Origin of the sequence: Streptomyces camponoticapitis, assembly GCF_014646115.1 — a bacterium.
In the GTDB taxonomy this organism is placed as follows: Bacteria; Actinomycetota; Actinomycetes; order Streptomycetales; family Streptomycetaceae; genus Streptomyces; species Streptomyces camponoticapitis.
The window spans coordinates 250,330-275,297 of the sequence record NZ_BMMV01000002.1 but is presented as its reverse complement, the minus strand read 5'-3'; the positions used below and the strand labels follow the sequence as shown (position 1 = coordinate 275,297).

Genomic DNA, 24,968 nt, shown 5'->3' with positions numbered 1-24,968 from the left:
ATAGTCGATTCTCGGGGGACAAATCCACTCAGAACCTAAGTTCGGAGCTTCAAAAGGATACCGAGTGGTTCGTTTCATGTGTCATCGTACGGGCCGCCTTTGTCGGTCCGATCAGCGCACCGGCGCACCCGGACCCAGCGGTATGCCGAGCGCCCACCACGCCAGGAACAGCAGCGTCCAGGCCACGGTCATCGCGACGGCGAGCGGCAGTGTGTACGAGGCGAGCGTGCCGATGCCCGCGCTCTTGCGGTACCGCTGGAGGAAGCCGAGCGCCATGATGAAGTACGGACTCATCGGTGTGATGGCCGTGGAGCCGGAGTCCGCGATCCGGAACAGCGCCTGCGTCGTCTCCGCCGGCACGCTCACCAGCATCAGCATCGGGACGAGCACCGGCGCGGCCAGCGCCCACATCGCCGAGCCGCTGGTCACCATCACGTTCACCAGCGTCAGCAGGAGCAGGACCAGCAGGAAGACGACCACGATCGGCAGTCCGCTGGATTCGAGCGCCTCGGCCGCCCTGACCGCGAGCACGTCGCCTATGTGGGTCCAGTCGAAGTACGCCAGGAACTGGGCGATCGCGAAGAAGAGCACCAGCACGGGCGCCATCTGCTTGATGCCCTCGGCCATCAGCCTCGGTACGTCGGCGGCCTTCTTGATCGAGCCGGAGCGCAAACCGTAGACGATGCCCACCAGACCGAAGAGGAACGCGACGACGGCCGCGATGCCGTCCAGGAAGGGCGATTCGACGATGCTTCCGCCGTCTCCCCGCAGCGGGGACGAGGCCGGCAGAAGCGCCGCCGTCAGGACCACGACGGCCGCGAGCAGCGTGCACACGGCGCGGCGCAGCGCGGAGCGTTCCCGGTCGCTGAGCGTGAGCTGGCCCAGGTCGTCCAGGTCGGCGTCGGGATCGGCGTCCAGGTCGGGCCGCTTGCTGAGCACGTACTTGGTCACCAGCGTGATCACGACGGCGAGCAGGAACGAGGAGGCTATGTTGAAGAACCAGTTGCTCAACGGCGACACGTACGCGTCGTCCCCGCCGACGATCTGCGCGGCGGCCGTGGTGATGCCCGCGAAGATGGCGTCGTTGGGGGTGGGCAGCGGACTGGCGTCGTACCCGGAGGCGATCGCGGTGTACGCGACCACGATGCCGAGGATCGGCGAACGGCCCACCGCGCGGAAGGCCAGACCACCGAGCGGCACGAGGATGATGTAGGCCGCAGCGGAGGCGACATGGGCGACCGTGCCCGCGAAGGCCACGGCGAACACCACCCATGAAGCCGGTACGCGCGAGACGCCGACCCGCATCAACGCGGCGAGGAATCCGCTGCGTTCGGCGACGGCCACACCCATGATGACGACGACGATGGTCGCCATGGGCGGGAACGTGGCGAAGTTCTCGATCATCGTCGAGACCGCCATGGCGAGCCCGTCGCCGCTGAGCAGGTTCTGTACGACGACCGTCTTGTCGTCCGCCGGGGAGACGACGGAGACCTCCGCCGCCGCGAGTACGGCGCTGACGACGGCGAGGATCCCGGACAGGATCCAGAACAGCCAGAAGGGGTGGGGAAGGGCGTTGCCCGCGCGTTCGATGACGCCCATGGCACGGATGATCAGCGGCAGCCGGGGCTCGGCGGGGGTCTCGCCCGGTGTGCCGGGGGTACCCGGGGTACCTGGTGGTGCGGGGTTCTGAGTACTCATGAGCGGCTCTCCTTACTCGGTTCCCGCGTCAGCGGCCGGCTGATCTCGGGGTCCGGTACTGGCGCAGGAACTGCCACATCACCTCGTGCGCCTCGATGGTCTCGGTGACGTATCCGCCACCGCTGTAGCTGTCGGCGCCGGGCCAGGTGTGCCCGCCGTCCGTGATGGCGACATGGCGCACGTCGGCGCCGCGGTCGCAGCCGTTGTAGCCGGTGATCGTGATGTCGGGCTCGATCGTGCGGGTGTGCGGCCGGGAGCGGCAGTCGTTGCGGCCGGCCCACTCGGCGGTCCAGTCGGGGATCGCGGGCAGGCCGCGCTCGGCGTCGCCGGCGTAGGGGATCGTGACGTCGCCCGTGCCGTGGAAGTCGATGACGGGGACGGGCCGCGACGGGCGGCAGTTCTCGCCGGTCTCGGGGTAGAACGCGCCGGCCACGGGGGCGATGGCGGCGATCCGGTCGGACATCCGGCAGGCGAGCAGACCGGTGAAGCCGGCGCCGTTCGACTTGCCGGTGGCATATACGCGACGCGAGTCGACGCAGAGGGTGCGCCGCAACTCGTCGATCAGGTCACCGGTGAAGGCGACGTCGTCGACACCGGCCGCGGCGTACGGCGCTCCCTGCCAGGCCTGCCGGTCGCCGTCGCCGGTCCCGATGACCCCGTTGGGGTACGCGACGATCGCGGGCAGGTTCGACAGCCCGGAGAACTCCTCCGTACCGACACCGGTGTTGCCCCGGCCGTGGAAGGCCAGCACGACGGGCCAGTCCTTGCGCGGGGTGTAGTCGGCGGGCAGATGGAGTTGGTACGTACGGGAGAGCCCGCCGCTCGCGACGGTGCGGAGCTCGCTGGTGCCCGGCTGCTGCGGCGCCGGCTGCCGACAGCCCTGGGCCGACGAAGAGGTGGCGGCGGTGGCGGGCGCGGGCGCGGCGGCGGTCGCCGTGACCGGCGCCAACGCCGAACCGACGAGGGCGAGTCCGGCCGCGGCCACGGCCGTACGGAACAAGGCCCGGGCACGGCCCGGAGTCAGGCGTCGGCCGCCGAACGGGGACTGCTTCATTGCAGGCTCCTTCTGCCGTACGGCGCGGGGTGCGCGTACGGCTGGGTGTGATGAGACGGTGCGGGGACGGGGATGCGGGGACGGGGATGCGGGAATCAGGGCGCGCGGAACCACACGCGGGGTACGGGGACGGGTGAGGAGCGTGCGCCGACGGTCGCGCGGGACGGCGCACGCGGGAAGAGGTGGAGTACGCGGAAGGGGGCTTCTCCGGGCCCCTCTAGGCGTCCAGCCACTCCTTGACGAAAGACACGATGCGGGACACGGCCGTGTCCACGATGGCCTGGCCAGCGGCGGCGGTGGCCCGTCGCGGGTCGCCGAGCACGCCGTTGGCGCTGAGCCGGTCGTAGCTCACCGCGAGCGCGGGGTGGCCGCGTCTGGAGAGCCGGGAGAGCGGATCGAGATCGGCGGTGGCCGTCGATCCGGGGGTGAGCCGGTCGTGGTGCACGAGATGCGGCGCGAGGTGGAGCATCTGGGCCGTCTCGGCCTCCCCGCTGTGTCCGTGCACCTCGCCGACGCGCATGTCCGCCACGGCCTCGGGCGCCAGCGCGGTGAGCGGCGTCCACGCGAACTCGAGGTCGGGCCGGGTGACGAGCAGGTCCTGCGCGACGGTGGACAGGGTGGCGTTGTTGCCGCCGTGGCCGGTCACGACGAGGATCTTCCGCCAGCCGTGCCGGTACAGGCTGTCGACGTACTCCCGTACGACGGCGGCGAACGTCGTCGTGGAGAGCGTCACCGTACCGGCGAACGCCAGATGGTGGGGGGAGACTCCGACCGGCAGGGAGGGACCGATCACCGCGCGCCCGCCGAGTTCGGCGGCCACCAGGTCGACCACGGACTCCGCGCGGAGCGTGTCGGTCGCCATCGGCATCCCGGGCCCGTGCTGCTCGAAGGCACCGGCCGGCAGGATGACCACCGGGCTGGATATGACGGCGTCGGCCGCCTCCACGGTCGTCATCTCGGCGAGCCGCGGGGAGTGCCGGGGGGAAGTGGGTCCGGAGGTCACAGCAGGCCTCCTTCCGGGAGTGCGAGATCGGTGTCCGGCTCGTCCGCCGGGAAGTCGGCCGTGAGGACCGCGTCGCGGATCGCCGCCAGATGCGTACGGGTCAGCCGTTCGGCCGCCGCGGCGTCACCGTCGCGTACCGCGTCGAGGATCTCCAGGTGCTCGGCGTGGTCCCGGGCCCGGTCGTTGTACCGGTGCCGGATCTCCACCTGGTCCCGGGCGCGGACCTGGAGCAGGGCCTCGACGGCCTCACGGAGCAGGGAGTTGCCGCTCGCCGCGGCCAGCGCGACGTGGAAGTGCACCGACTGCCGCAGGGATTCCTCCGGTGGAAGCAGCGCGTTGGACGCCGCCGACTCCAAGTCCTGTACGGCTTCGGCCATCCGCACGTTCGCCGCCGCGGCGGCGACGGCCGGCTCCAGCACCAGCCGGGCCTCGACCAGTTCCAGCACCGAGGCGCGGGTGCTGCGCGGCAGATGGGGGTTGGCCATCAGCCGGCGCCCGATACCCGGGCCCACGTACGTTCCCGAACCGTGCCGGAACTCCACCACGCCGGTCGCCTCCAGCCTGCGCAGCGCCTCACGCACCGTGGGTGTGGTGACGCCGAAGCGGCGGGCGAGGTCACGGGAGGACGCCAGGGCGTCTCCGCGACCGAGGCGTTCCGAGCGGATGATCTCGACGATGTTGTCCGCCAGTCGCTCGGACAACGACAACTCACTGCGACTCATGAAGTGAATAGATCACTTGATCTCTCGCGGTGTCAATGCTCCTGACGGCGACTTTTGGACGCATCGATCGTTCTCGGCCTGTGGTGGCAGCGGTATCAGTGGTAGCTTCGCGGCCATGAGCGAATCCAAGGCCGCGGCCATGAGCCTGCGCTTCCCCGATCCCGGACAGCGAGCCGCGATCGTCGCCGCGGCCAAGGCCGCCGGTGTCAGCCTCCAGGAGTACATCCTGTCGGCCGCGTACGACCGCGCCACCGCCGTGGAGAACACGTTCCTCGAAGGCTTCAAGGCGTCGATGGAGCGCGGCGGCGACGCTTTCGACACCGAGCCGAGCGCCGTCGACCCCACCCCCGAGCAGCGCGCCGCCGACCGGCGGGCCCGGCAGGAACTCGAAGAGCGCGAGCGGGGCCACGCCGCGTGAGTGCGAGCGAGCCCGAGCCGAAGATCGATGTGTCCTACCTGCTGCACGCGGCCGAACTGCTGCCCCGCGACCCGCAGGTGGACGACTACGGTCCGCTCCACGCGGCCGTGGCCCGGGTCTACTCACGTGCCATGGACCGGGACATCTACGGCTCCCCGCACCTCAAGGCCGCCGCGCTGCTCCAGACGCTGGCCCGGCTGCCCTGTCTGGAGCACTCCAACGAGGCCTTCGCCTGGCACTCCTGCGAGGCGTTCCTCTCACTGCACGGGCACCGGCTGCAGTACCCCGCGAAGGCGGCGGTCGCGCTCGTACGCGACGCCGCGTCGGGGACACTCGGTGTCGCCGGCGTCGCGCGCCTCCTGCACGGCTGGACAACCGGCTGACCGGGCGGCGGCCCTGGATCCGTCACCGACGGTTCTTGACCCGCTCGCGGACGTTCTCGATACGGCCGCAGTCCGCCGCCAGTTGCCTGGCACGCTCCTCTCGGAAGGCGACGCCGAGTTCGGCACGCCGCTCGGCGGGGACGTTCTCCCGGGCACCGTTGAGGATGGTCCGCTCCTCCTCGTCGAGGTGGTGGTTCACCGCCTCGACCAGGTTCTCCAGCTTCTCGTCCCATGCGGCGGAGCCGACGTCACCGGCCTCCAGACCGGTCTCCAGCAGGTCCAGCAGCGCCTCGTTGCCCTCGTCGTGCTCCTCCTCGCCGTGCTCGACCTCGTCGTCGTCGATGTTCCTGAAGCGGCGCAGCGCGGGGTAGACCTCCGTCTCCTCGGCGTCGGCGTGGGCGATCAGCAGCCCGGCGAACTCGCGCAGCGCCGCCGCACGGTCCTCCTCCACGCTCCGCATCCGCCGGAACAGATCCTCCATCGTCCGGTGGTCCTGGAGGATCAGTGCGACCACATCGTGCTCGGTGTCCATGAGGCTCCTTCTGTCGGCTCGTCGCCCGTTCGGCGCTCGTCGTCCGCTCGTCGTCCGCTTTCACGAGCTCGTTGTCGGCCCGTCGACCGCTCGTGTGCCCGGAATCCGCCGCCCTGCTCAAATTCCGTTGCCGCTCCCCGGCCCGTCGTCGAAGATCGGTGCCGATGACCGACGAACTGGAAGAGACCCGCCGGCTGATCGACGCCGGTGACATCCCCGGCGCCGTACGCGCTCTGCGTCCCGCCGCCGAATCCGCCCCTCTCACCGAACTGGCCGACGTCGTGGGCAGGTTGGCCGCCGCGACCGGCTTCGACGACCTGTCCGCCGCGTCCCGGGATCTGACCGCCAGTCCCCGGAGCCCGCAGGCGCTCTACGACTTCGGCTACGGCTGCGTCGAACGGGGAGTCGGCTTCCTCGCCGTGCCCGCGCTGCGCGAGGCCCTGCGGCTGGCGCCCGGCTCGTACGCGGTCCTGGACGAACTCGTCTCCGCCCTGGAGGGCGAGAACCGCCATGCCGAAGTCGTGGCCCTGCTCCTGGAGCGCGACGCCACTCTGCGGCCCTGGCCCGAGCGGTATCTGCTCGTCTTCAACTCCCTTCTCGCCGGGGACCTTTCGACCGCCCGTACGCACTTCTCCCGGCTGCCGGCGCCCGACGACCCGACGTGGGAGTGGGCCCACACACGGGTGCGCGGCATGCTCCGCCGGGCGGAGCTCGCGCGGTCCGCACACCCGGCCGGCGGCCCGCGCCTCGATTCGCGCGATCTGCGCGGCTGGCACTACGTCCTGACCGGCGGCCATCTGGCGACGCTCTCGCCGTACGGTTTCGACGCCGCCATGACCGGACGCTTCGCCTACCTCCAGGACAGTGCCGAGCAGTGCCGGCGCGGCCTCGGCCGGCTGCGCGTGATCCTCGACGCCGCCGGACGCCGGCCACGCACGGTCTCCCTGCTGCCGGGCCGGTCCGACCGGATCCTCGGTCTCGCGGCGGCCGAGGTGCTCGGGCTGCCCACGGAGCCGTACTCACCCGGCGGCACGGACACCGTGGTCGTCGCCTACGACCTCAACGACGTCGACCGTGAGGCGGCCGTCTCCCTCCGGGACCGGACCGACGGGCAGGTCCTGTACGAACACGCCACCTGCTGGACGGACCCGCCGGTGGTGAGCGCCGACGTGAGCGGCCTGCTCTGCCAGACGGTCGTCGAGCCATGGGGTGAGCGGCTGCTCATGACCGACGACGGGGCCACGCGGCAGCCTCCTGACGCCCGCCCGGAGGCGGAGATCGCGGCGGAGATCGTACGCGCCGACGGAGCCGCCGATCCCGGCGACGGGGAGACCCCGCCCGACCCGGACACGGCGCTGGCGGCGTTCGTCACCGGGACGGCCGCAGGCTGGGCGACCGGCCCCCGGACCCGTGTCGCCTCCCCCGGTCCGGTCCCCAGCGCCCGCTTCGCCTAGGGCCTGTCGCGGGCACCTGCCTCCGCCCGGCCCCTTCCGGACCGCCCCGATCCACCCGGGGGACATTTGGGGCGTATTCTGAAGATCTCTCCTCATGTTCCTGGAGGTTCCCGAATTCTCACCCTCCAGGTCGACGAGAGCCGGGCCGGGCACCCGCAGGGGGCGGTCCCGGACGTCGCACCGCGACGCTCCGGAAACGCGCAGGCTGGAGCCCTTCTGGAAAGGATCGAGTCATGGCCGACGAGTCACGAGGCGACGATGTGTACCAGCCCGAGAACTCGGACGTACAGAACGGCCCCTCCGACGATCTCGATCTGGAGAACGTGATAGGCGAGCGCGGGCTGGACGACATGATGACGGAGGGCTACTCCCCGCCCGAGCGTCCTCTCGGTGTCAACAAGTACGGGGTCACCGGCGAGGAGCAGCAGGAGGGCGAGACCCTGGAGCAGCGGCTCGCGCAGGAGGCGCCGGACGTGCGGCCGGAGGCGGGCGACGACGTCGGTGACGTGCCCGACGGCGAGGGCGAGCCGAGGGACACGGAGACCGGTGAGGAGCGGGCGGGGCGCTTGCAGCCGGTGGACGACATCGCCCCCCGCCGGAATTCGCATGTGTCGGCGCGCGACGTGGGGATCGACGGCGGCGCGGCGTCGGCCGAGGAGGCCGCCATGCACATCTCCCCGGACGAGGAGGACGAGGCGTAGTGCGAGGGCGACGGAGACTCACCGGGTGGCACGGCTCCCCCGCCGGGCACGTTCCCCGTCGCCGTACGGGCTGAGGTTCGCCATGGCCGACCGGAGCGGAGAGGACCGACTGGCGCGCTACCACGGCAAGCGCCGGTTCGACACCACCGACGAGCCGCGCGGCGAGGGCGCTGGCCCCTCCGAGGAGTTGTCGTTCGTCGTCCAGATCCATGACGCGCGCCGTATGCACTTCGACTTCCGGCTGGAGGTGGACGGCGTACTGAGGTCCTGGGCCGTGCCGAAGGGTCCGTCCACCGACCCCGGCGACAAACGTCTGGCGGTGCCCACCGAGGACCACCCGCTGGAGTACCGGGAGTACGAGGGCGTCATCGCCTCCGGTGAGTACGGGGCAGGCCCGGTCATCGTGTGGGACCAGGGGACCTACTCGCCGATGGGGGCCGAGAGCCTGGCGGCCTTCGCCGCCGCGCTGGACAGGGGCCACGCATCGTTCCGGCTGAACGGGCAGAAGCTGCGCGGCGCGTACGCGCTCACCCGGTTCCGTGACGGCAAGGACGGATCGGGCGAGGCGTGGCTGCTGGTGAAGAAGACCGGTTCCGGCAGTACGCACGGCGTCCGCGCCACCCCCGACCCACGGCGGGCCCGGTCCGCCCGCACGGACCGGACGCTGAGCGAGGTGGTCCGGGACGCGCGGGACGAAGGGACTCGGGACGACGAGGGCACGTAGAACGACGGGGGGATGCGGGGGACGACCGGGGGACGCGAGGCGGGTGGATGCCGGATCATGGGAGCAGCCGCGTCCATCGATCCGAAGGCAACGACCATGCTTGACGCAGACCTTGACCACACAGGTCTTGACGCCGACGACGTCCGCCGTATCGCGATGTCCCTGCCGCGCACGGTGGAGAAGGAACTCTGGAACATCCCCACCTTCCATGTCGCGGGCCGGATGTTCCTGACGGTGCCCGACGAGGGGACGTCGTTCGCCGTCCGCTGCCCCAAGTTCGAGCGTACGGAGCTGATCGCGGCGGAGCCCGAGAAGTTCTGGGTGCCGCCGCACGAGGCCAACTCCTCCTGGGTACGGGCCCGGTTGAGCGCCCTTGAGGACGAGACCGAGTTGTACGACATCCTGGTCGACTCCTGGAAGCAGGCAGCCCCGACGGATCTCGCGGAGTCCTTCGGGAGCTGAGAGACCGATGAGTTCCGGGGCGCCCTCCGGTCGTAACAGCAGCAGATTCGACAACACGAGTCCGGCCACGGCCGACGGCCGAGAACACTGGAGCCACGCATGATCCCGAATGACGCCGTGTCCGGCAGCGATGTGCCCCGGAGCGCCGAGCGCCTGGTCGAGGCCAACGGCGTACGCCTGTGCGTCCAGACCTTCGGCGACCCCGCCGACCCGACCGTCCTGCTGATCAGCGGCGCGGCGAGTCCGATGGACGGCTGGGACGAGGGGTTCTGCGCCCGGCTCGCGGCCGGCCGGCGCCATGTCGTGCGCTACGACCAGCGGGACACCGGCCGGTCCGTCTCCTCTCCCGCGGGCGCCCCGGACTACACCTTCTCGGACCTGACCGCGGACGCGGTGGGTCTGCTGGACACGCTGGGCGTGGACCGGGCGCATGTGGTGGGCATCTCCATGGGAGGAGCACTCGCGCAGTGCCTGGCCGTCGCGCACCCGGAGCGGGTCGCGACGCTGACCCTCGTCTCCACCAGTCCGGCGGGTCCCACCGATTCGGAGCTGCCGCCCCCGTCGGAGCGCCTGCGCGCGGCGTTCGCCGATCCGGCCCCCGAGCCGGACTGGTCGGACCGCGCCGCGGTGATCGCGTATCTGGTCGAGGGCGAGCGGCTCTTCACCGGCTCGGCGCCGTTCGACGAGGAAGCGGTACGGGAGGTGTCCGGCCGGATCGTGGACCGCACCACCGACATCGAGGCGGCCATGAAGAATCACTGGGCGCTCAAGGACGACGAGAACCCGGTCACGGTCCGTCTGGCGGAGCTGGCCGCGCCGACCCTCGTCCTGCACGGCACCGAGGATCCGCTCTTCCCGTCCGCCCACGCGCGGGCCCTGGCCGAAGGGATTCCCGGTGCCCGTCTGATCATCCTGGACGGGGTCGGTCATCAGGCGCCCCCGGCCCGCGTGTGGGACACGGCGATTCCCGCCGTACTCCGCCACACGGACCGGGACTGACCCGGGTCGGGCCCGGCCGGAGCGGCCGGGCCCGGGTCACGCCGCCTCACTCCACTTCTTCGAGCCGTCCCGTGGCCACGTCGAAGACGAATCCGCGGACCGCGTCCGTGTGCGGAAGGAAGGGGCTCACCGTGATCCGGCGGACGGACTGACGCACGTCCTCCTCCAGATCCGTGAACGCCTCGGCCGCCCACGGCGGCCGGATCCCCGTGTCCTTCTCGATGTCCCGCTTGAAGCCGTCGTCGGTGAAGGTGAGCATCCCGCACTCCGTGTGGTGGATCAGGAAGATCTTCCGCGTGCGAGCAGCCGCTGACTGATCGCCAGGGAACGGATCGCGTCATCGGTGACCGCTCCCCCGGCGTTCCTGATGACATGGGCGTCGCCCTCGTCGAGGCCGAGAATGCGGAAGATGTCCAGCCGCGCGTCCATGCACGCGACCACGGCGAGCCGATGGGTCGGGGGCAGCTGCGGAGGTCCCGGGAATGTCTCCGCGTAGGTCCCGTTGTCGGCGGCGAACTCGTCTGTGACGGACATGGCAGACCCACTTTCCTTTTGGCGACAGAGCCACAGTAAAGGGGCGAAATTCGAACACAAAAGAGGACAGATCACCTCGCCACAGCGTTGCCGTGCCCGGCGGCAGAGAGGGTCTGAGGCCCCCCGGCGGTCAGTACCCCGCCGGCTCGTCGGCCAGGTAGGGCGGCGCGGGCTCGTACTGGATGTACCGGCGGACCGCGCGCGCGTGGTCGCGTCCGTGCAGCCGGCCGATCAGCCACAGCGCCATGTCGATCCCGGCCGAGACACCCTGACTGGTGACCAGATTCCCGTCCACGACATAGCGGGCGTCACGGACGACCGTCACATCGCCGCGCGCCTGGAGTTCGTCCTCGAAGCCGTGATGGGTGGCCACCCGTCGTCCACGGGCGGGACCGGCCTCGTGCAGCAGAAGGGAGCCGGTGCACACGCTCGTGACCCAGTCGGCGCCGGCGGCCGTCCTGCCGATCCACCCGATCAGCGCGGAGTTGTCCACCTCGCGCCGGGTTCCCCGGCCGCCGGGGACGAGCAGCACGTCCAGCCGCGGGCTCTCGCCGAGCGTGTGGTCGGGTACGACCCGCATGCCCTTGGCGCACTTGACCGGGTCGGGCCGCTCGGCCAACAGGACGGCCGTGTCGGCCCGGTCGCGCAGCATGGAGGAGGCGGTGAACACCTCCCAGGGGCCGACGAAGTCCAGTTCCTCGGCGCCGTCGAAGATCAGCAGTCCGTAAGTGGTCATGGGCGCTCCCTTGTCGTCATGGGTGGTCCTTCGCGGTCGGGCGTGCCGTGGTGCGTCAGGTGTCGCCCTCGGCCGACCGGAAGCGGTCGCGGTAGTCGGTCGGCGTCACGCCGCAGTGGCGGTGGAACGCCCGGCGCAGTGATTCGGAGCTGCCGAGTCCGCTGCGGCGCGCGATCGTGGCCACGGGGTCGTCGCCGCCGGTGAGTGCCCGCTGGGCGGCCTCCACCCGTACGCGCTCCACGTACTCGCCGGGTCCCACCCCCAGCTCCGCGGTGAACCGGCGCTGGAGATGACGCGGACTCAGTCCGGCGCGGGCGGCCAGGTCGGCCAGGGTGTGCGGGGAACCGGGATCGGCGTGGACCGCCGAGACAGCGGCCCGGATCGGGTCGGTGGCGGGCTGCGTGGACCACAGCGGAACACTGAACTGCGCCTGGCTGCCGGGCCTGCGCAGGAAGAGCACGAGATGCTGGGCGACGGTGTGCGCGACCTCCCGGCCGAGGTCGTCCTCGACCAGCGCGAGCGCCAGGTCCATGCCCGCGGTCACTCCGGCGGATGTCCAGACCCGTCCGTCGCGCACGAAGATCGGCCGGGTGTCCACCGTCAGCTCGGGATGCTCACGCCGCAGCTGGGCGTCGCGGCTCCAGTGGCTGGTGACACGTCGGCCCGCGAGCAGCCCGGTGGCGGCGAGCAGGAAGACACCGCTGCACACCGAGGTGACCCGGCGGGCGGTGGCGCCCGCCTCGGCGATCCATTGGACGAGGCCGGCGTTCCGCGCCGCCTCGTCGACTCCTCCCCCGCCGGCGACCACCAGGGTGTCGATCCCGGCGGGATCCAGTTCGGCGATGGCGTGGTCGGCGTGCACCCGAAGTCCGCCGGTCGAGCGGACCGGGCCCGCGACGGGGGCCACGATGCGGCAGTCGTAGCCGGGGCCGGCCCGGCCCGCCTGCTGGAACACCTCGAAGGGGCCGGAGAGGTCGAGCGACTGGAATCCCTCGAAGATCACGAAGACAACGCGTCGGTGCTGCACGTCGTCAAGCCTGCGCGTCCGCCGGTTCCGTCGTCAACGACGTACCGCCCACACATCACGCCATGCGCCGGGCCATCTGGTCGGGTGAACGACCCGCCCAGCCTGCGGGTCAAAATAATTTGATCATGTTTGAGTACCTTTCATGAAAAATCGCATGAAACTCAGCATGTTCCTGGTCGCCACGAGCGCGGTGGTGGTAGCGGCCGGCCCGCTCCCCACCATGGGCGGGCCTGCCTCCGCCCAGCCCTACTCGGCGCCGCTGCACCGTTCGGCGGCCCCGCTGCTCGACCGCTACATCGTCTCCGTCGACGCCGCCTTCGACGCGAGCACGCTGCTCAACCGGGCCGGGGTGAAGCCCCTGTTCACCTACACGAGCGTGCTGCGCGGATTCGCGGCCGAGCTGACCCCCACCCAGCTCAAGACGATCCGGGCGACCCCGGGCGTCACCGCGGTCGAGGAGGACTCCGAGATCGAGGCGCAGGGGACCGCTCCGGCGAAGAGCCCGGTGCCCGCCTCGTCCTGGGGCCTGGACCGGATCGACCAGCAGGAACTGCCGCTGGACGGCCAGTACGACGCGAAGAGCACCGGCAAGGGTGTCACCGCGTATGTCGTCGACACGGGGATCGACTTCGGCCACGAGGAGTTCGGCGGGCGCGCCGAGGCGGGTTACGACGCCATCGGTGACGGCCGGCAGGGCAGGGACTGCCAGGGCCACGGCACGCACGTGGCGGGCACGGTCGCCGGCCGTACGTACGGTGTCGCTCCCGAGGCCGACGTGGTGAGCGTCCGGGTCCTGGACTGCAAGGGCAAGGGCACCTGGTCGGGGATCCTCGCCGGCTTCGACTGGGTCGCCGCCAACGCCGAGCAGCCGGCCGTGCTGAACGGCTCGCTCGGCGGCCCGAAGTCGGTCGCCGTGAACAACGCGGCGACGGCGCTCTCGCGGCGGGGCGTCCTGCCGATCCTCGCGGCCGGCAACGACGCGGAGGACGCCTGTTCCGTCTCACCCGCCTCCGCGGAAGAGGTCGTGACGGTCGGCTCGACCGACCGGAACGACAAGCAGTCCAGCTTCTCCAACCACGGGAGGTGCCTGTCGCTGTACGCGCCCGGGGCCGCCATCGAGTCGGCCAAGCTGGGCGGCGGCAGCGTCTCCCTGAACGGCACGTCGATGGCCTCTCCGCATGTCGCGGGCGTGGCCGCGCTCTACAAGGCGGAGCACCCGGACGCGAGTCCGGATGAGCTGGCGCAATGGCTCGGCGGCTCGGCCACCCAGAACAGGCTGTCGGCCGTCGGCGAGGGTTCGCCGAACCGGCTCCTGTTCACCGACGGGCTCTGACACAAGGGGCACCGACGGGTGGGCGAATGGGGCCGGAGAGACCCACATGGCCCATGAAGAACCGTTTCTGCAACCGCTGTTGGAGGGACGAACCGGGATGTTCGGAGAACATTCACACAGGCCGGGACAGTCTTTCGACGACCTGTTCCACCCCACCGCACCATTGGAGTGTCCTGTGCGACTTCGTACCAGTGTGGCCGCCGCCGTCGGCGCCCTCGCCCTTGTCATCGCCCTTCCGGCCTCGGCCGGCGCGGCTCAGGGTGACTTCACCTACCAGCACTACACCGAGACCGGCATCTCCCAGACGTCGGCCCTCGTGGACCCGCAGAGCCGCGAGTGCATCACGCTGCCCGAGGTCCAGGACGAGACGACGGCGCCGGCGCACAGCCCCCGCAACAACACGGACGCCACGGCGACCGTGTTCGCGGGCGCCGACTGCGAAGGCCCGTACTTCACCCTCCGGCCCAACGGAGGCCACGCCTCGGAGCGACTGCTGGTCCGTTCGGTCGTCTTCAGCTGACCACCGGCTGACCTGCCGAACCACTGAACCGGCGGACCCGGCCGGCCGACTGGGCCGGCCGGGTCCGCCGACCAGCCGTCCCGGCACGAGCGTCACCGCCCGTGCCGGGGCGGCGCCATGTCCGACCGGGCCGGCGGGCGGCCGAACGGCTCAGGAGTACTCCCGCTCCTTCGGCGCGAAGATCAGGTTGCGGCTCTTCTCGGGGCGGTCCCCGGTGATGGGGACGAGCCTGCCGTCCGCCTCGGAGATCCAGCGGAAGGTGTAGTCGAGTCCCTCGAAGGGCTCGGTGAGCTTGCCGAGCAGTGTCTTGTGCAGGGCTTCGAGAATGATGACCGGACGGTCGCGCTTGATGACACCCCGCGCTCCGGCCAGGACGCTCGGCTCGTGCCCCTCGACATCGATCTTGATCAGGTCGACCGGGGTGTCCCCCATGGTCTCGTCGACGGTGAGCAGATGGACGCGTGTGGTGAAGGCGCTGGCCGGCGGCTTGGTGAAGTCCTCCAGCGAGGACCCGGTGGAGAGCAGGTTCGACAGCGGGAAGCGGATGTTTATGTCCGCCGTGCCTCCGTGGTCCGAGACGCCGTTCTGGTGCAGGACGAGATTCTTGAGGTTGTTCGCCCGGTGGTTGACGGCCAGCCTCGCGTGGATCGGCGGCACCGGCTCGAAGGCGTGCACGGCGGCCTTGGGCGCGGAGAGCGCGGCGATCATCGCGTAGTAGCCGACATGGGCGCCGATGTCGAGGATCGTACGGCTGGTGGCGGCGAGCCGGCTCCAGTGACGCAGGCTCGACGACTCGTAACCGAAGCGGCCGTTCCACACGGTGTCGAGGGCGACGGCCTCGTCGTTCGCGCAGAACATGACGAACGGCGGGCAGTGCTCGGAGTCGATCTCGACCCAGCCGTGGTGCGGGAAGCCCTTGCGGTGCTTGGTGAGGATGTCCGAGGTGGTGACGGGCCTGACCCGCGCCGCCTCCTGCTCCGTCCGCCGGTTGGCCTCCTCGAGATCGCGAATCCGGGTGCCCACTCGCGCACCGGCCGGCCGGCCCGGCCGCGGCCTCCCGGTGCTCGCGCTTGATGAGAACTTACGGAGGATCTTCACGGGGCTCCTATATGTCGTTCAGGCGGCCGGGGGGGTAGGGCGATGTTGTCGACACCGAGTGAGCGGCGGATGTTGGTTTGATGAACGGGCGGGGAACCATCCCGTGACGACGGAGGGGCCGGCCGGCGCCTGCGGGCGGGCGGGGTAGCGGGGCGGCGAAGGGCCCTTGGGTTACGTTTTCCGTATGCCCTCTGTGAATCACGAACGTTTCGGCAGGATCGGTATCTGGAGCTCGGCCCTGCACCCCTCGGACCCCGGCCGGGTCGCCGCCGCCTCGGCGGCCGTGGCCGAACTCGACTCGCTCGGCTACGGAACCATCTGGCTGGGCGGCAGCCCGTCGCTGGACCAGGTCGCTCCCGTCGTCGAGGCGACCCGTCACATCACCGTCGCGACCGGCATCCTCAGCATCTGGGAGCACCGGGCGCAGGCGGTCGCCGAGCAGGCGGCGCGGCTCCAGCAGGACGCCGCGGGGCGCTTCGTGCTCGGGCTGGGGGTCAGCCACGGCGGGTTCACCCCCGGCTACGCACGGCCCTACTCGACCATGGTCGAGTACCTCGACGCCCTGGACGCCGCGGCGGCCCCGGTGCCGGCCTCGGGGCGGGTCCTCGCCGCACTCGGCCCGAAGATGCTGAAGCTCGCCGCCAGGAGGGCGGCGGGCGCGCATCCCTATCTCGTCACCACGGAGCACACGGCGGAGGCCCGCGACGCGCTGGGTCCGGACGCGCTGCTCGCGCCGGAACTCACCGTCGTACTCGACACGGACATCGACGCGGCCCGGACCGTCGCGCGCGGGATGCTGTCGATGTATCTGCGGCTGCCCAACTACACCAACAACCTGCTCCGGCTCGGCTTCACCGAGGGCGACTTCGCGGACGGCGGCAGCGACCGTCTCCTGGCCGCGCTCTTCGCGCTCGGCGACGCGGACACGGTGCGTGCGCGTGTCCAGGAGTACCTGGACGCGGGCGCCGACCATCTGGCGCTTCAGGTGCTGGCGGGCGACCGGGCCAAGGACCTGCCGCTCGCCGAGTGGCGCACGCTCGCCAAGGCTCTGGAGCTGACGCCGCGGAGCTGACGGGGCCGTCGCGGAAGCCGCCCGCCCGCGGTGCGGGCGGGCGGCTTCACGGAAGCGAAGGACGGGCCGGCGGCCGTCGGCGGCCGGCGCGCAACGCAGGACAGGTCAGACGCGTTCCAGGACGACCACGGGGATCTCCCGGTCGGTCTTGGTCTGGTACTCGTCGTACGCGGGCCAGACCTCGGCCATCTTGCGCCACATCTCCGGCCGCTCCTCCGCGGTCGCGGTACGCGCGCGGGCGGTGAAGCGGTCGCCCTTCAGCTGTACCCGGACCTCGGGGTCGGCCTCGATGTTGCGGTACCACTGCGGGGCCACGTGGGCGCCGCCGTGGGAGGCGACGACCATCAGGTCGTCACCGTGGTGACGGTAGATGAGGGGGGTGCTGCGCTGCTCGCCGCTCTTGCGGCCGGTGGTGGTGAGGATCAGCGTGGTGGTGCCGTTCTCCCACACGTGTCCCACCTCGCCGTCCGTCTCCTGGTAGCGCTTCACATGCTCTTTGCCGAACAGCATCTGCCGTCTCCTTCCGGGTCTCGCCGCGCCCGCCGCGTCCCGCGCAGGGACGGCCCGGGGCCCGTGCGATTCCGACCGTAGCAACGACCGCGCGACGGCGGCCGTTGTGCGGCGCATGCCGCGCGCCGCGTGTTCAGAGGCCGTCAACAACGGGGCGGAAGAAGTTATTCCGATGGGCCGGTCCCGCGATTACCGGGGCAGCCTGCCCAGTTGCAGGGTGTCGGCGAAGGAGTCCTCGGACGTACGCCATTTCCCGGCGCCTTCCGAAGGCTTTACATATGCGTACGCGTAACCGTACTCACTCTCGTACGGGTGCTCCGCCGCGACGGATGTCCGCCCGTACGCGTCACCGCCGGCGTAATCGTCCTGGATTTCCGTCTCGTCGATCAGCGAGGGGCTGGCACGATCCATCCGCAGTGCGTCAACGGATTCCGCGAGCAGTTCGTATTCCGTGGTTTCGTCGTGCGTGGCCACTCGAATGAGCAGGCCTGCCGCCAGATGTTCCGCGACCCGGTCCTGATGAGCCTGATTGTCGCGCCAGGCCCGCAGCATCTGGGGTACGTCGGGGACATTGTCCGCCAGTGGGGCGAGCGCCTGGGCGGGGAAATTGTCATTGTCGGGGCTCGGATCGAGACGTTCCGCAATCCATGTGGCCCGGTCCCGTAACCACCACAGTGCAAGTGACAGAGTGGGTGCGCGATACGTTCCCAGAGGTACGCCTATACGCTGACCGCCACTGACTCCGTAGGCGGTGACATGGCACAGGAATTCATCATGCACGGCCGCTCTCCTCGCGCCGTTCATTGGTGGCCCGATGGCCTGGGACGTATTGCTGGGTGCTGACGGTGCGCGGTGGCAGGGCGATTCCCGGAGAGCAGAATCAATGATCTTTAGGGGCGCCCCAACGTATTATTATGTAGTTCGCCGACTCACTGTCACGTCATCATTCTGGCCAGAGTTCGAGTGCGCCAATCATCTTCATGGCCGAATTTCGGTACCGCCACGGGGAGTCCGGCGGAGCTGGGCGGATGCCACGATCATTCCCCAACTGCCTTGCACGGCACCGACCTTGACGTTCACTGTATGAAGTAGCAGTGGGAGACTGCGGTACAACACAACAGGGGGACACATGGCCACGGGCAGAGACAGTGACGAGGAGGGGACGGGCGCGGGCTCAGGCTCCGAAGCGGGCAGAGACGCGGACGCCCCGGGGACGGTCGCCGGCGAACCCAGCGACGCCGTACCCCCGTCCATACCGGCGCAGCCGCTGACGCCGCCGCCCCCGCCGCCCGCCTCACCGCCTCCGACACCGCCGGCCCAGCCCCCGGTGACACCGCCGCAACCGACCCAGCCCCCGGCCTTCGAGTACCCCCCGCCCTCCGTTCCCCCTCAGCCCGTCGGCCCGCCGCCCGCGTCCGGTCATGTCGCCGCCGTCGCGCTCCTCAACCTGACCGGCCTCGGGCTCGGTTACGCCCTGATCCGCGACTGGCTCCGGCTCGGACTCAGCCTGGCCGCGACCGGGCTGTTCCTTCTCCTCGTGCTGCCCGCCGACACCAACGGCGCACCCGGGCCGCTTGTCGTGCTCTACGCCCTGGTGCTGATCGCCGCGGCACTCGACGGTGCGCGGCGCGCCCGTGTCCCGGTCGCGCGACCGCCGTTGGTGCTCCCCGCCCTGCGGCCCGCCGTGGCCGTCGCCGTGGCCCTTGTCCTGCTGGCGATACCCGTGGGCGGGGCCGTGGCCTACGACGGTGCGCGGGAGGAGGCGGTCGAGCGGATGCTGCTCGACCGGCTCGCCGAGGCCGACAAGAAGGTCGAGGCCACGCGCGAGAGCACCGGCAACAGCCGGGACAAGAGCGTGGGATTCACCGCCGCTCTCGGTGTCTACCGGGACCTCGGCGAGAACGAGGGGGATTCGAGGGCGGGCAAGCTCGTGCCCGAGCGGCTCACCACCTTCTACAAGGCCGTGTCCGTCCCGTACACGCGGAAGGACTACTGCGACGCCGTCGACGCCCTCACATATCTGCGCGAGGTGCCCGATTCGGTCGACGCGGATCTGCTCGGCGAGCTGGTCAAGTGGCCCGACCAGCCGTTGGCCACCTCGCTCCTGGAGTGCGGGAAGCTTGGACTGGCCCCGGGCAAGCCGGTCTCGGACGGCGGTGAACTGGCCGAACTCATCTCGCTGTTCCCCGAGTCGGAGCAGGCCGGTGAGGTGAAGCCGGCCGTGGCCGCCACGATCAGGGACCGCTCCGGGAAGCTGGACGGAGCCGAACCCTGCTCGGTCAGAACGGAGTTGGAGACCATCTCCAAGATGGTCGGCACCTTCGAGACGGACACGGCCGCACTCAAGAAGAGCGCCGCGGCGGGCGTGGAGTCCGGGACCTACGCCTGCGGTGTGGACCAGTTCAAGGACAAGGACTTCGACCTCGCGCAGGAGACCCTGACCTCGTTCAGGTCGACGTACAAGGACAGTTCGCGCAGGGACCGGGCGCGGGACATCGCCATCGCCGCCGAGATCGCGCAGGAACGCGCCGCGGCCGGCGACCGTCTGCCGCCTTCGAGCGCCCCGGGCGGTCCCCGGCTGGAGGTCGTGATCAGCAACGACGCCTCGGACGCGGTGGAGATCCTCTACACCGGCCCCGTGACCGGCACGGTCAAGATCAAGGCCTGCGGCGGCTGTGTGAACTACTCCAGCTACGACGCCGTGGACAGGGCCTGCAAGGACTCCGGCAAGAACTACCCGAGGAAGACGCTGCGGCTGCCCGTGGGCGACTACCACTTCCTCCTCAAGCACTCCGGGGACGCGGCGAACGACGTCACGAGCACGACGGACGGCATGTCGATCGATCCCGGTTACTCGTACACGTACTGCAGCTATGTCGTCGAGAGCGACCCGTTGGGCTCCGTCCCACCGCTCATCCCCGACCTCCCGGACCTCCCGGACATCCCTCTCCCGTCCCTGGAGCCACTGGAGCCCCTGCTGTCCAGGTAGGCCACCGGGCACGTCCTCTAGGATCTGCGGCATGGGTATGACCTGAGCACACGAGCGTGGTCCAAAACCGCGACCCGGCAGCCACCGGGCCTCGTTCGTGTGCCGTCACCCAGATCCAGGAGAGACCTGTCCCATGCGTCATGTGCCGCCGTCCCCTGTCCTGAACCGCCGCGTAGAACGGCTGCGTGAGCTCGCCGAGGCCGAACCGCGCCTGGACGGAGTGCTGTTGTACGGCTCGTGGACCCTCGGGGAGTCCGACGAGCACTCCGACATCGACGCGTATCTCTTCGTACGGGACGCGGACGCGGAGACCTTCGACGGGCGGGAGTTCGTCGAGCGGCTGGCCCCGCTGAAGCTGGCCCACACCAATATGCACGGCATTCTCGCCGTCGTCTTCGAGGACCTGATGCGTGGAGAGTTCCACGTCGACGCGGCGGGGCCCGGGATCGACCTGATCCCTTCCTGGGAGGGCGCGGTGCATCTTCCCGACCCCGGCTCGGCCGTCCTGCTCGACCGCAGCGGGCGGCTCACCGCCGCCACCCGGCGGCTCGCCGAATTCCGTCCACCCGAGCCGGTGTCCACGGCGCAGGAGCTGTGCGACGAGCTCGCCAACTGGACGCTGATGCTGGCGCATGTCGCGGCGCGTGGCGAGAGCGCCCGCGCGTACAACCTGCTGCACGCCGTCGTCTCACCGCTCCAGTTGAAGCTGTGCCGGCTGCTGCGCGGTTCCACGGCGCACTGGCTGACGCCGAGCCGCGCGCTGGAGCAGGACCTTCCGGAGGCCGACCGCGCGCGCCATCTCCGCACGACCGGCGGGGCCCGGCCCGACGAACTGCGGTCGGCGGCCGTCGAGAGCTGGCGGTGGAGCCGGGACCTGGCGGCGGAGGCGTCGGCTCGCTGGGGCACCCGGCTGCCGCTTCAACTGCACGTCGAGATCGCGGAGTTGCTCGCCGGGGGGTGAGTTCGGCCGGCCGCTGGAAGACGGCGTCCGACCTGGAACGGTTCAGCCGTACATGGCAGAGGTTCTCCTGGGTCCTATCCAACCTTGACATGCGTCGGCGGCCCCGCCTACCTTCTCAATGAATCGATTCATTCATCGATCAGGGATCGAAGGAAGCCTCTTGATGACGCCCTCCCCCGGAGCCGCTCAGCCCCTCCCCGCCGCCGAACTCCTGGCGCGTTCCCACCGCCTGGGCGCGGACCCGCGCAACACCAACTACGCGGGCGGCAACACCTCCGCCAAGGGCCTGGCCCCTGATCCGGTGAGCGGCGCCGACACGGAGCTGATGTGGGTCAAGGGCTCGGGCGGGGATCTGGGCACGCTCACCGAACCGGGGCTGGCGGTGCTCCGGCTCGACCGGCTGCGCGCGCTCGCCGAGGTGTACCCGGGCGTGGAGCGCGAGGACGAGATGGTCGCCGCCTTCGACTACTGCCTGCACGGCAAGGGGGGCGCGGCTCCCTCCATCGACACCGCCATGCACGGTCTGGTGGACGCCGCGCACGTCGATCATCTGCACCCCGACTCCGGCATCGCGCTCGCCTGCGCGGCGGAGGGCGAGGCCCTGACGGCGGAGTGCTTCGGCGACCGTGTGGTGTGGGTGCCCTGGCGCCGGCCCGGGTTCCAACTCGGCCTGGACATCGCCGAGATGAAGCGGGCCAACCCGCGGGCGATCGGCTGTGTGCTCGGCGGCCACGGCATCACCGCGTGGGGCGACACGTCGCGGGAGTGCGAGGAGAACTCGCTGAGCATCATCCGCGAGGCCGAGCGGTTCCTCGTGAAGCGCGGTAGGCCGGAGCCGTTCGGGCCGCTGCTGGAGGGATACGGGCCGCTGCCCGACGACGAGCGGCGGGCCCGCGCCGCCGCGCTGGCCCCGCTGCTGCGCGGGCTGGCGTCCACGGACCGGGTCCAGGTGGGTCACTTCACCGACAGCGCGCCGGTGCTGGACTTCCTGGCCCGCGCGGAGCACCCGCGTCTCGCGGCCCTCGGGACCTCGTGCCCGGACCACTTCCTCCGTACGAAGGTCCGGCCGCTGGTCCTCGATCTGCCGGCGTCCGCGCCGCTCGACGAGGTGACGGCCCGCTTCGGGCGCCTGCACGAGGAGTACCGCGCGGAGTACGCCGCCTACTACGACCGGCACGCCGACACCGACTCCCCGGCGATGCGGGGCGCCGACCCGGCGATCGTGCTGGTGCCGGGCGTGGGCATGTTCTCGTACGGCAAGGACAAGCAGACGGCGCGGGTCGCCGGGGAGTTCTATCTCAACGCGATCAATGTGATGCGGGGCGCCGAGGCGGTCTCCTCGTACGCGCCGATCGACGAGGCGGAGAAGTTCCGTATCGAGTACTGGGCGCTGGAGGAGGCGAAACTCCGGCGGATGCCGGCTCCGAAGCCGCTGGCGACGCGGGTCGCGCTGGTGACCGGCGGCGGGTCCGGGATCGGGAAGGCGGTCGCGCACCGGCTGGCGGCCGAGGGCGCGTGCGTGGTCGTCGCCGATGTGAACGCGGGGAGCGCGGCGGAGGTCGCCGTTGAACTGGGCGGTGCGGACCGGGCGTTGGCGGTCACCGTCGACGTGACGGACGAGGCCGCGATCGCCGCCGCCTTCCGCGAGGCGGTGCTCGCCTTCGGCGGGGTGGACCTGGTCGTCAACAACGCCGGAATCTCGATCTCGAAGCCGTTGCTCGAAACGACCGCCCGGGACTGGGACCTTCAGCACGACATCATGGCGCGCGGCTCGTTCCTGGTCTCGCGGGAGGCGGCGCGGGTCATGACCGGGCAGGGCCTCGGCGGGGACATCGTTTATATCACCTCGAAGAACGCGGTGTTCGCCGGTCCCAACAACATCGCGTACTCGGCGACCAAGGCCGACCAGGCCCATCAAGTACGCCTGCTGGCGGCGGAGTTGGGAGAGCACGGGATCCGGGTCAACGGCGTGAACCCGGACGGGGTGGTGCGCGGGTCCGGGATCTTCGCGGCCGGCTGGGGGGCGCAGCGGGCGGCGGTGTACGGGGTGCCGGAGGAGGAGCTGGGCGAGTTCTACGCCCGGCGGACGCTGCTCAAGCGAGAGGTGCTGCCGGAGCATGTGGCGAACGCCGTGTTCGCCCTGACCGGCGGCGAGCTCACGCACACCACCGGGCTGCACATTCCCGTCGACGCGGGTGTCGCCGCGGCGTTCCTGCGTTGAGGCGCTGAGAGGAAGCTGGGGGGCACCGCCGTGTCGTACGGCTCCGAACCACAGGCGGCAGCAACGCCGGGCGCCTCACGGGGCGCGGACGCCCCGGTCTTCGTCGCCGTCGACCTCGGCGCCACCAGCGGGCGGGTGATGGCGGGGCGCGTGGGCGGGCCGGGCCGGTCCGATCTAGGCGCACTCGACCTGACTGAGGTGCACCGCTTCCCGAACCGGCCTGTTCGGCTGCCGGGCGGTCTGCGGTGGGACGTGCTCTCGCTCTTCCAGGGGGTGCTCGACGGCCTCGGCCGTGCGGCCCGTACGTACGGCGACGTCGCCTCGATCGGGATCGACAGCTGGGCGGTGGACTACGGGCTGCTGGACGCGGACGGGCAGCTGCTCGGCAATCCGTACCACTACCGGGACACCCGTACCGAAGGTGTCGGTGAGCGGGTCGGGAGGACGGTCCCGGCCGGGGAGCTGTACCGGATCACCGGGTTGCAGCATCTGCCGTTCAACACGGTCTTCCAGCTCGCGGCGGCCTCCGGAAGCGCTCAACTGGCAGCGGCCAGAACGCTGTTGATGATCCCCGATCTGCTGACGAACTGGCTCACGGGCAGTGTCGGCGCGGAGGCCACGAACGCGTCCACGACGGGGCTGTTCGACGCGCGGGCGGGTGACTGGTCGCACGCGCTGATGGGCCGGCTGGGCATCGACCGGAGCCTGTTCCCGCCGATCCGGCGGCCGGGGGACGCGGCGGGGACGCTGCTGCCGTACGTCGCGGCCGAGACCGGGCTGCCGCAGTCCACGCCGGTCACGGCTGTGGCCTCGCACGACACGGCTTCGGCCGTGGCCGCGGTCCCCGCGACCGGGCCGGGCTTCGCGTACGTGTCGTGCGGTACGTGGTCACTTGCCGGGCTGGAGCTGGCCGGGCCGGTCGTCACGGAGGCCTCGCGGGCCGCGAACTTCACCAACGAGCTCGGACTGGACGGCAGTTACCGATTCCTGCGCAACGTCATGGGGCTGTGGCTGCTGTCCGAGAGCCTGCGCACCTGGGGGGACCGTGGGCTGCCGGCCGACCTGGAGCCGCTGATGGCGGGGGCGGCCCGGTCACAACCGTTCGCCGCGCTGGTCGACCCGGACGACCCGTCGTTCCTCACACCGGGCGACATGCCGGCGCGTATCGCCGCGTACTGCGTCCGCACGGGCCAGCGACCGCCCACCGACCCTGCTGCGACGGTCCGTTGCATCCTGGAGAGCCTCGCGCTGGCCCACCGCGCCACGCTGCGCACGGCGGCCGAACTGTCGGGCACCGACATCCGCGTGGTGCACCTGGTGGGCGGTGGCAGCCGCAACGAGCTGCTCTGCCAGCTGACCTCGGACGCAACGGGCTTGCCGGTGGTCGCGGGCCCGGCCGAGGCCACCGCGCTCGGCAACGTCCTCGTCCAGGCCCGGACCCGGGGCCTCGTCGGAGACCGCTCCGACATGCGCCGCTTGGTGGCGCGGACCCAGCGGCTGCGCCGGTACGCGCCCCGCGGCGACGCCCGGGCGTGGTCGGAGGCGGCGGCGCGGATCGGACTCGGCTGAGCCTTCCGTCGAAGTCCACCGCCCGTTCCGCTTATGTCGCCGGGACAACGGCTGGGGTACGGTGCCTGCCATGGGCCCGTACTCGAACTACCGTGCAGTGGAGCCGCGTCACAGCGGTCCCCGCGGTGAGTGCGCGCCTCGCGGCCTCAGCTTTCTGCTGCGCCGCGGCCGGGTGGGATCCCCGCCCGCCTGTTGTTGTCGCTGTCGCTGACCTCCGGTAGCGCCTCGCCCGTACCGTCACGGTCCTG

General features: G+C 70.9%; 23 protein-coding genes and 2 pseudogenes. 14 read left to right on the top strand and 11 right to left on the bottom strand.

The window, feature by feature from the left end:
- Window positions 1-111: 111 nt before the first annotated feature.
- The 4 genes from IEY79_RS03915 to IEY79_RS03900 form a co-directional block, all read right to left on the bottom strand.
- Window positions 112-1,698 (bottom strand): AbgT family transporter, encoded by a 1,587-nt coding sequence (locus tag IEY79_RS03915; RefSeq protein WP_189105846.1) that lies wholly within the window; start codon window positions 1,696-1,698, stop codon window positions 112-114.
- 28 nt (window positions 1,699-1,726) lie between these two features.
- Window positions 1,727-2,752, bottom strand: coding sequence for a CE1 family esterase (locus tag IEY79_RS03910; RefSeq protein WP_189105845.1), 1,026 nt, complete (start codon window positions 2,750-2,752; stop codon window positions 1,727-1,729).
- 217 nt (window positions 2,753-2,969) lie between these two features.
- On the bottom strand, window positions 2,970-3,755 hold the full coding sequence (locus IEY79_RS03905) for a creatininase family protein (RefSeq protein WP_229700606.1): 786 nt from the start codon (window positions 3,753-3,755) through the stop codon (window positions 2,970-2,972).
- The gene (locus tag IEY79_RS03900) at window positions 3,752-4,477 is read right to left on the bottom strand and encodes a FadR/GntR family transcriptional regulator (protein WP_189105844.1); all 726 of its coding nucleotides are present in this window, start codon (window positions 4,475-4,477) and stop codon (window positions 3,752-3,754) included. The genes IEY79_RS03905 and IEY79_RS03900 overlap by 4 nt, the downstream gene beginning before the upstream one ends.
- A gap of 115 nt (window positions 4,478-4,592) precedes the next feature.
- Between IEY79_RS03900 and IEY79_RS03895 the strand changes: the two genes are divergently transcribed.
- The gene (locus IEY79_RS03895; RefSeq protein WP_189105843.1) at window positions 4,593-4,895 is read left to right on the top strand and encodes a type II toxin -antitoxin system TacA 1-like antitoxin; all 303 of its coding nucleotides are present in this window, start codon (window positions 4,593-4,595) and stop codon (window positions 4,893-4,895) included.
- On the top strand, window positions 4,892-5,278 hold the full coding sequence (locus tag IEY79_RS03890) for a fic family toxin-antitoxin system, toxin component (RefSeq protein WP_189105842.1): 387 nt from the start codon (window positions 4,892-4,894) through the stop codon (window positions 5,276-5,278). Before IEY79_RS03895 ends, IEY79_RS03890 begins: the two co-directional genes overlap by 4 nt.
- A 22-nt stretch (window positions 5,279-5,300) precedes the next feature.
- Here the strand turns inward: IEY79_RS03890 and IEY79_RS03885 are convergent, their stop codons facing one another.
- Entirely contained in the window at window positions 5,301-5,810 is a 510-nt protein-coding gene (locus IEY79_RS03885; protein ID WP_189105841.1) for a hemerythrin domain-containing protein, read from the bottom strand.
- A gap of 164 nt (window positions 5,811-5,974) precedes the next feature.
- Between IEY79_RS03885 and IEY79_RS03880 the strand changes: the two genes are divergently transcribed.
- The 5 genes from IEY79_RS03880 (at window position 5,975) to IEY79_RS03860 (ending at window position 10,150) form a co-directional block, all read left to right on the top strand.
- On the top strand, window positions 5,975-7,264 hold the full coding sequence (locus tag IEY79_RS03880; RefSeq protein WP_189105840.1) for a tetratricopeptide repeat protein: 1,290 nt from the start codon (window positions 5,975-5,977) through the stop codon (window positions 7,262-7,264).
- 233 nt (window positions 7,265-7,497) lie between these two features.
- Window positions 7,498-7,965 carry a DUF5709 domain-containing protein gene (locus tag IEY79_RS03875; protein ID WP_189105839.1) on the top strand — a complete coding sequence of 156 codons (468 nt, stop codon included), beginning with the start codon at window positions 7,498-7,500 and terminating at the stop codon, window positions 7,963-7,965.
- Between the two features lie 82 nt (window positions 7,966-8,047).
- Entirely contained in the window at window positions 8,048-8,689 is a 642-nt protein-coding gene (locus IEY79_RS03870; RefSeq protein WP_189106034.1) for a DNA polymerase ligase N-terminal domain-containing protein, read from the top strand.
- 96 nt (window positions 8,690-8,785) lie between these two features.
- A complete protein-coding gene (locus IEY79_RS03865) occupies window positions 8,786-9,151 on the top strand; it encodes an MmcQ/YjbR family DNA-binding protein (RefSeq protein WP_189105838.1) in 366 nt (121 codons plus the stop codon).
- Window positions 9,152-9,250: 99 nt separating this feature from the next.
- Entirely contained in the window at window positions 9,251-10,150 is a 900-nt protein-coding gene (locus IEY79_RS03860) for an alpha/beta fold hydrolase (protein WP_189105837.1), read from the top strand.
- Between the two features lie 46 nt (window positions 10,151-10,196).
- Here the strand turns inward: IEY79_RS03860 and IEY79_RS03855 are convergent.
- The 3 genes and pseudogenes from IEY79_RS03855 to IEY79_RS03845 form a co-directional block, all read right to left on the bottom strand.
- Window positions 10,197-10,684 (bottom strand): annotated as a pseudogene (locus tag IEY79_RS03855) (beta-class carbonic anhydrase).
- 130 nt (window positions 10,685-10,814) lie between these two features.
- Window positions 10,815-11,420, bottom strand: a complete 606-nt coding sequence (locus IEY79_RS03850; RefSeq protein WP_189105836.1) for a DJ-1/PfpI family protein — start codon at window positions 11,418-11,420, stop codon at window positions 10,815-10,817.
- A gap of 55 nt (window positions 11,421-11,475) precedes the next feature.
- A complete protein-coding gene (locus IEY79_RS03845; protein ID WP_189105835.1) occupies window positions 11,476-12,447 on the bottom strand; it encodes a GlxA family transcriptional regulator in 972 nt (323 codons plus the stop codon).
- Window positions 12,448-12,601: 154 nt separating this feature from the next.
- Here IEY79_RS03845 and IEY79_RS03840 point away from each other — a divergent pair, with 154 nt between their 5' ends.
- Window positions 12,602-13,780 carry a S8 family peptidase gene (locus IEY79_RS03840; protein WP_229700605.1) on the top strand — a complete coding sequence of 393 codons (1,179 nt, stop codon included), beginning with the start codon at window positions 12,602-12,604 and terminating at the stop codon, window positions 13,778-13,780.
- Between the two features lie 175 nt (window positions 13,781-13,955).
- Window positions 13,956-14,300: a hypothetical protein gene (locus IEY79_RS03835; RefSeq protein ID WP_189105833.1), complete on the top strand. Its 345-nt coding sequence runs from the start codon at window positions 13,956-13,958 to the stop codon at window positions 14,298-14,300.
- 150 nt (window positions 14,301-14,450) lie between these two features.
- Here IEY79_RS03835 and IEY79_RS03830 read toward each other — a convergent pair whose 3' ends face one another.
- Window positions 14,451-15,323: an FkbM family methyltransferase gene (locus IEY79_RS03830; protein WP_189105832.1), complete on the bottom strand. Its 873-nt coding sequence runs from the start codon at window positions 15,321-15,323 to the stop codon at window positions 14,451-14,453.
- A gap of 259 nt (window positions 15,324-15,582) precedes the next feature.
- Between IEY79_RS03830 and IEY79_RS03825 the strand changes: the two genes are divergently transcribed.
- A complete protein-coding gene (locus IEY79_RS03825) occupies window positions 15,583-16,470 on the top strand; it encodes an LLM class F420-dependent oxidoreductase (protein ID WP_189105831.1) in 888 nt (295 codons plus the stop codon).
- Between the two features lie 105 nt (window positions 16,471-16,575).
- Here the strand turns inward: IEY79_RS03825 and IEY79_RS03820 are convergent, their stop codons facing one another.
- Together IEY79_RS03820 and IEY79_RS03815 are read right to left on the bottom strand one after the other, a co-directional pair.
- Complete coding sequence (locus IEY79_RS03820) at window positions 16,576-16,980, bottom strand: nitroreductase family deazaflavin-dependent oxidoreductase (RefSeq protein ID WP_189105830.1); 405 nt, start codon at window positions 16,978-16,980, stop codon at window positions 16,576-16,578.
- A gap of 384 nt (window positions 16,981-17,364) precedes the next feature.
- Window positions 17,365-17,760: pseudogene (locus tag IEY79_RS03815) on the bottom strand (hypothetical protein); the annotation flags it as partial.
- Window positions 17,761-18,109: 349 nt separating this feature from the next.
- On the opposite strand from IEY79_RS03815, the gene IEY79_RS03810 reads away from it, so the two are divergent.
- From IEY79_RS03810 to IEY79_RS03795, 4 genes are all read left to right on the top strand, one after another.
- The gene (locus IEY79_RS03810) at window positions 18,110-19,969 is read left to right on the top strand and encodes a hypothetical protein (RefSeq protein ID WP_229700604.1); all 1,860 of its coding nucleotides are present in this window, start codon (window positions 18,110-18,112) and stop codon (window positions 19,967-19,969) included.
- 133 nt (window positions 19,970-20,102) lie between these two features.
- A complete protein-coding gene (locus IEY79_RS03805) occupies window positions 20,103-20,930 on the top strand; it encodes a nucleotidyltransferase domain-containing protein (RefSeq protein WP_189105829.1) in 828 nt (275 codons plus the stop codon).
- 163 nt (window positions 20,931-21,093) lie between these two features.
- Window positions 21,094-23,151, top strand: coding sequence for a bifunctional aldolase/short-chain dehydrogenase (locus IEY79_RS03800; protein WP_189105828.1), 2,058 nt, complete (start codon window positions 21,094-21,096; stop codon window positions 23,149-23,151).
- A gap of 138 nt (window positions 23,152-23,289) precedes the next feature.
- Entirely contained in the window at window positions 23,290-24,720 is a 1,431-nt protein-coding gene (locus IEY79_RS03795; protein WP_189106032.1) for a rhamnulokinase, read from the top strand.
- Window positions 24,721-24,968: the final 248 nt, after the last annotated feature.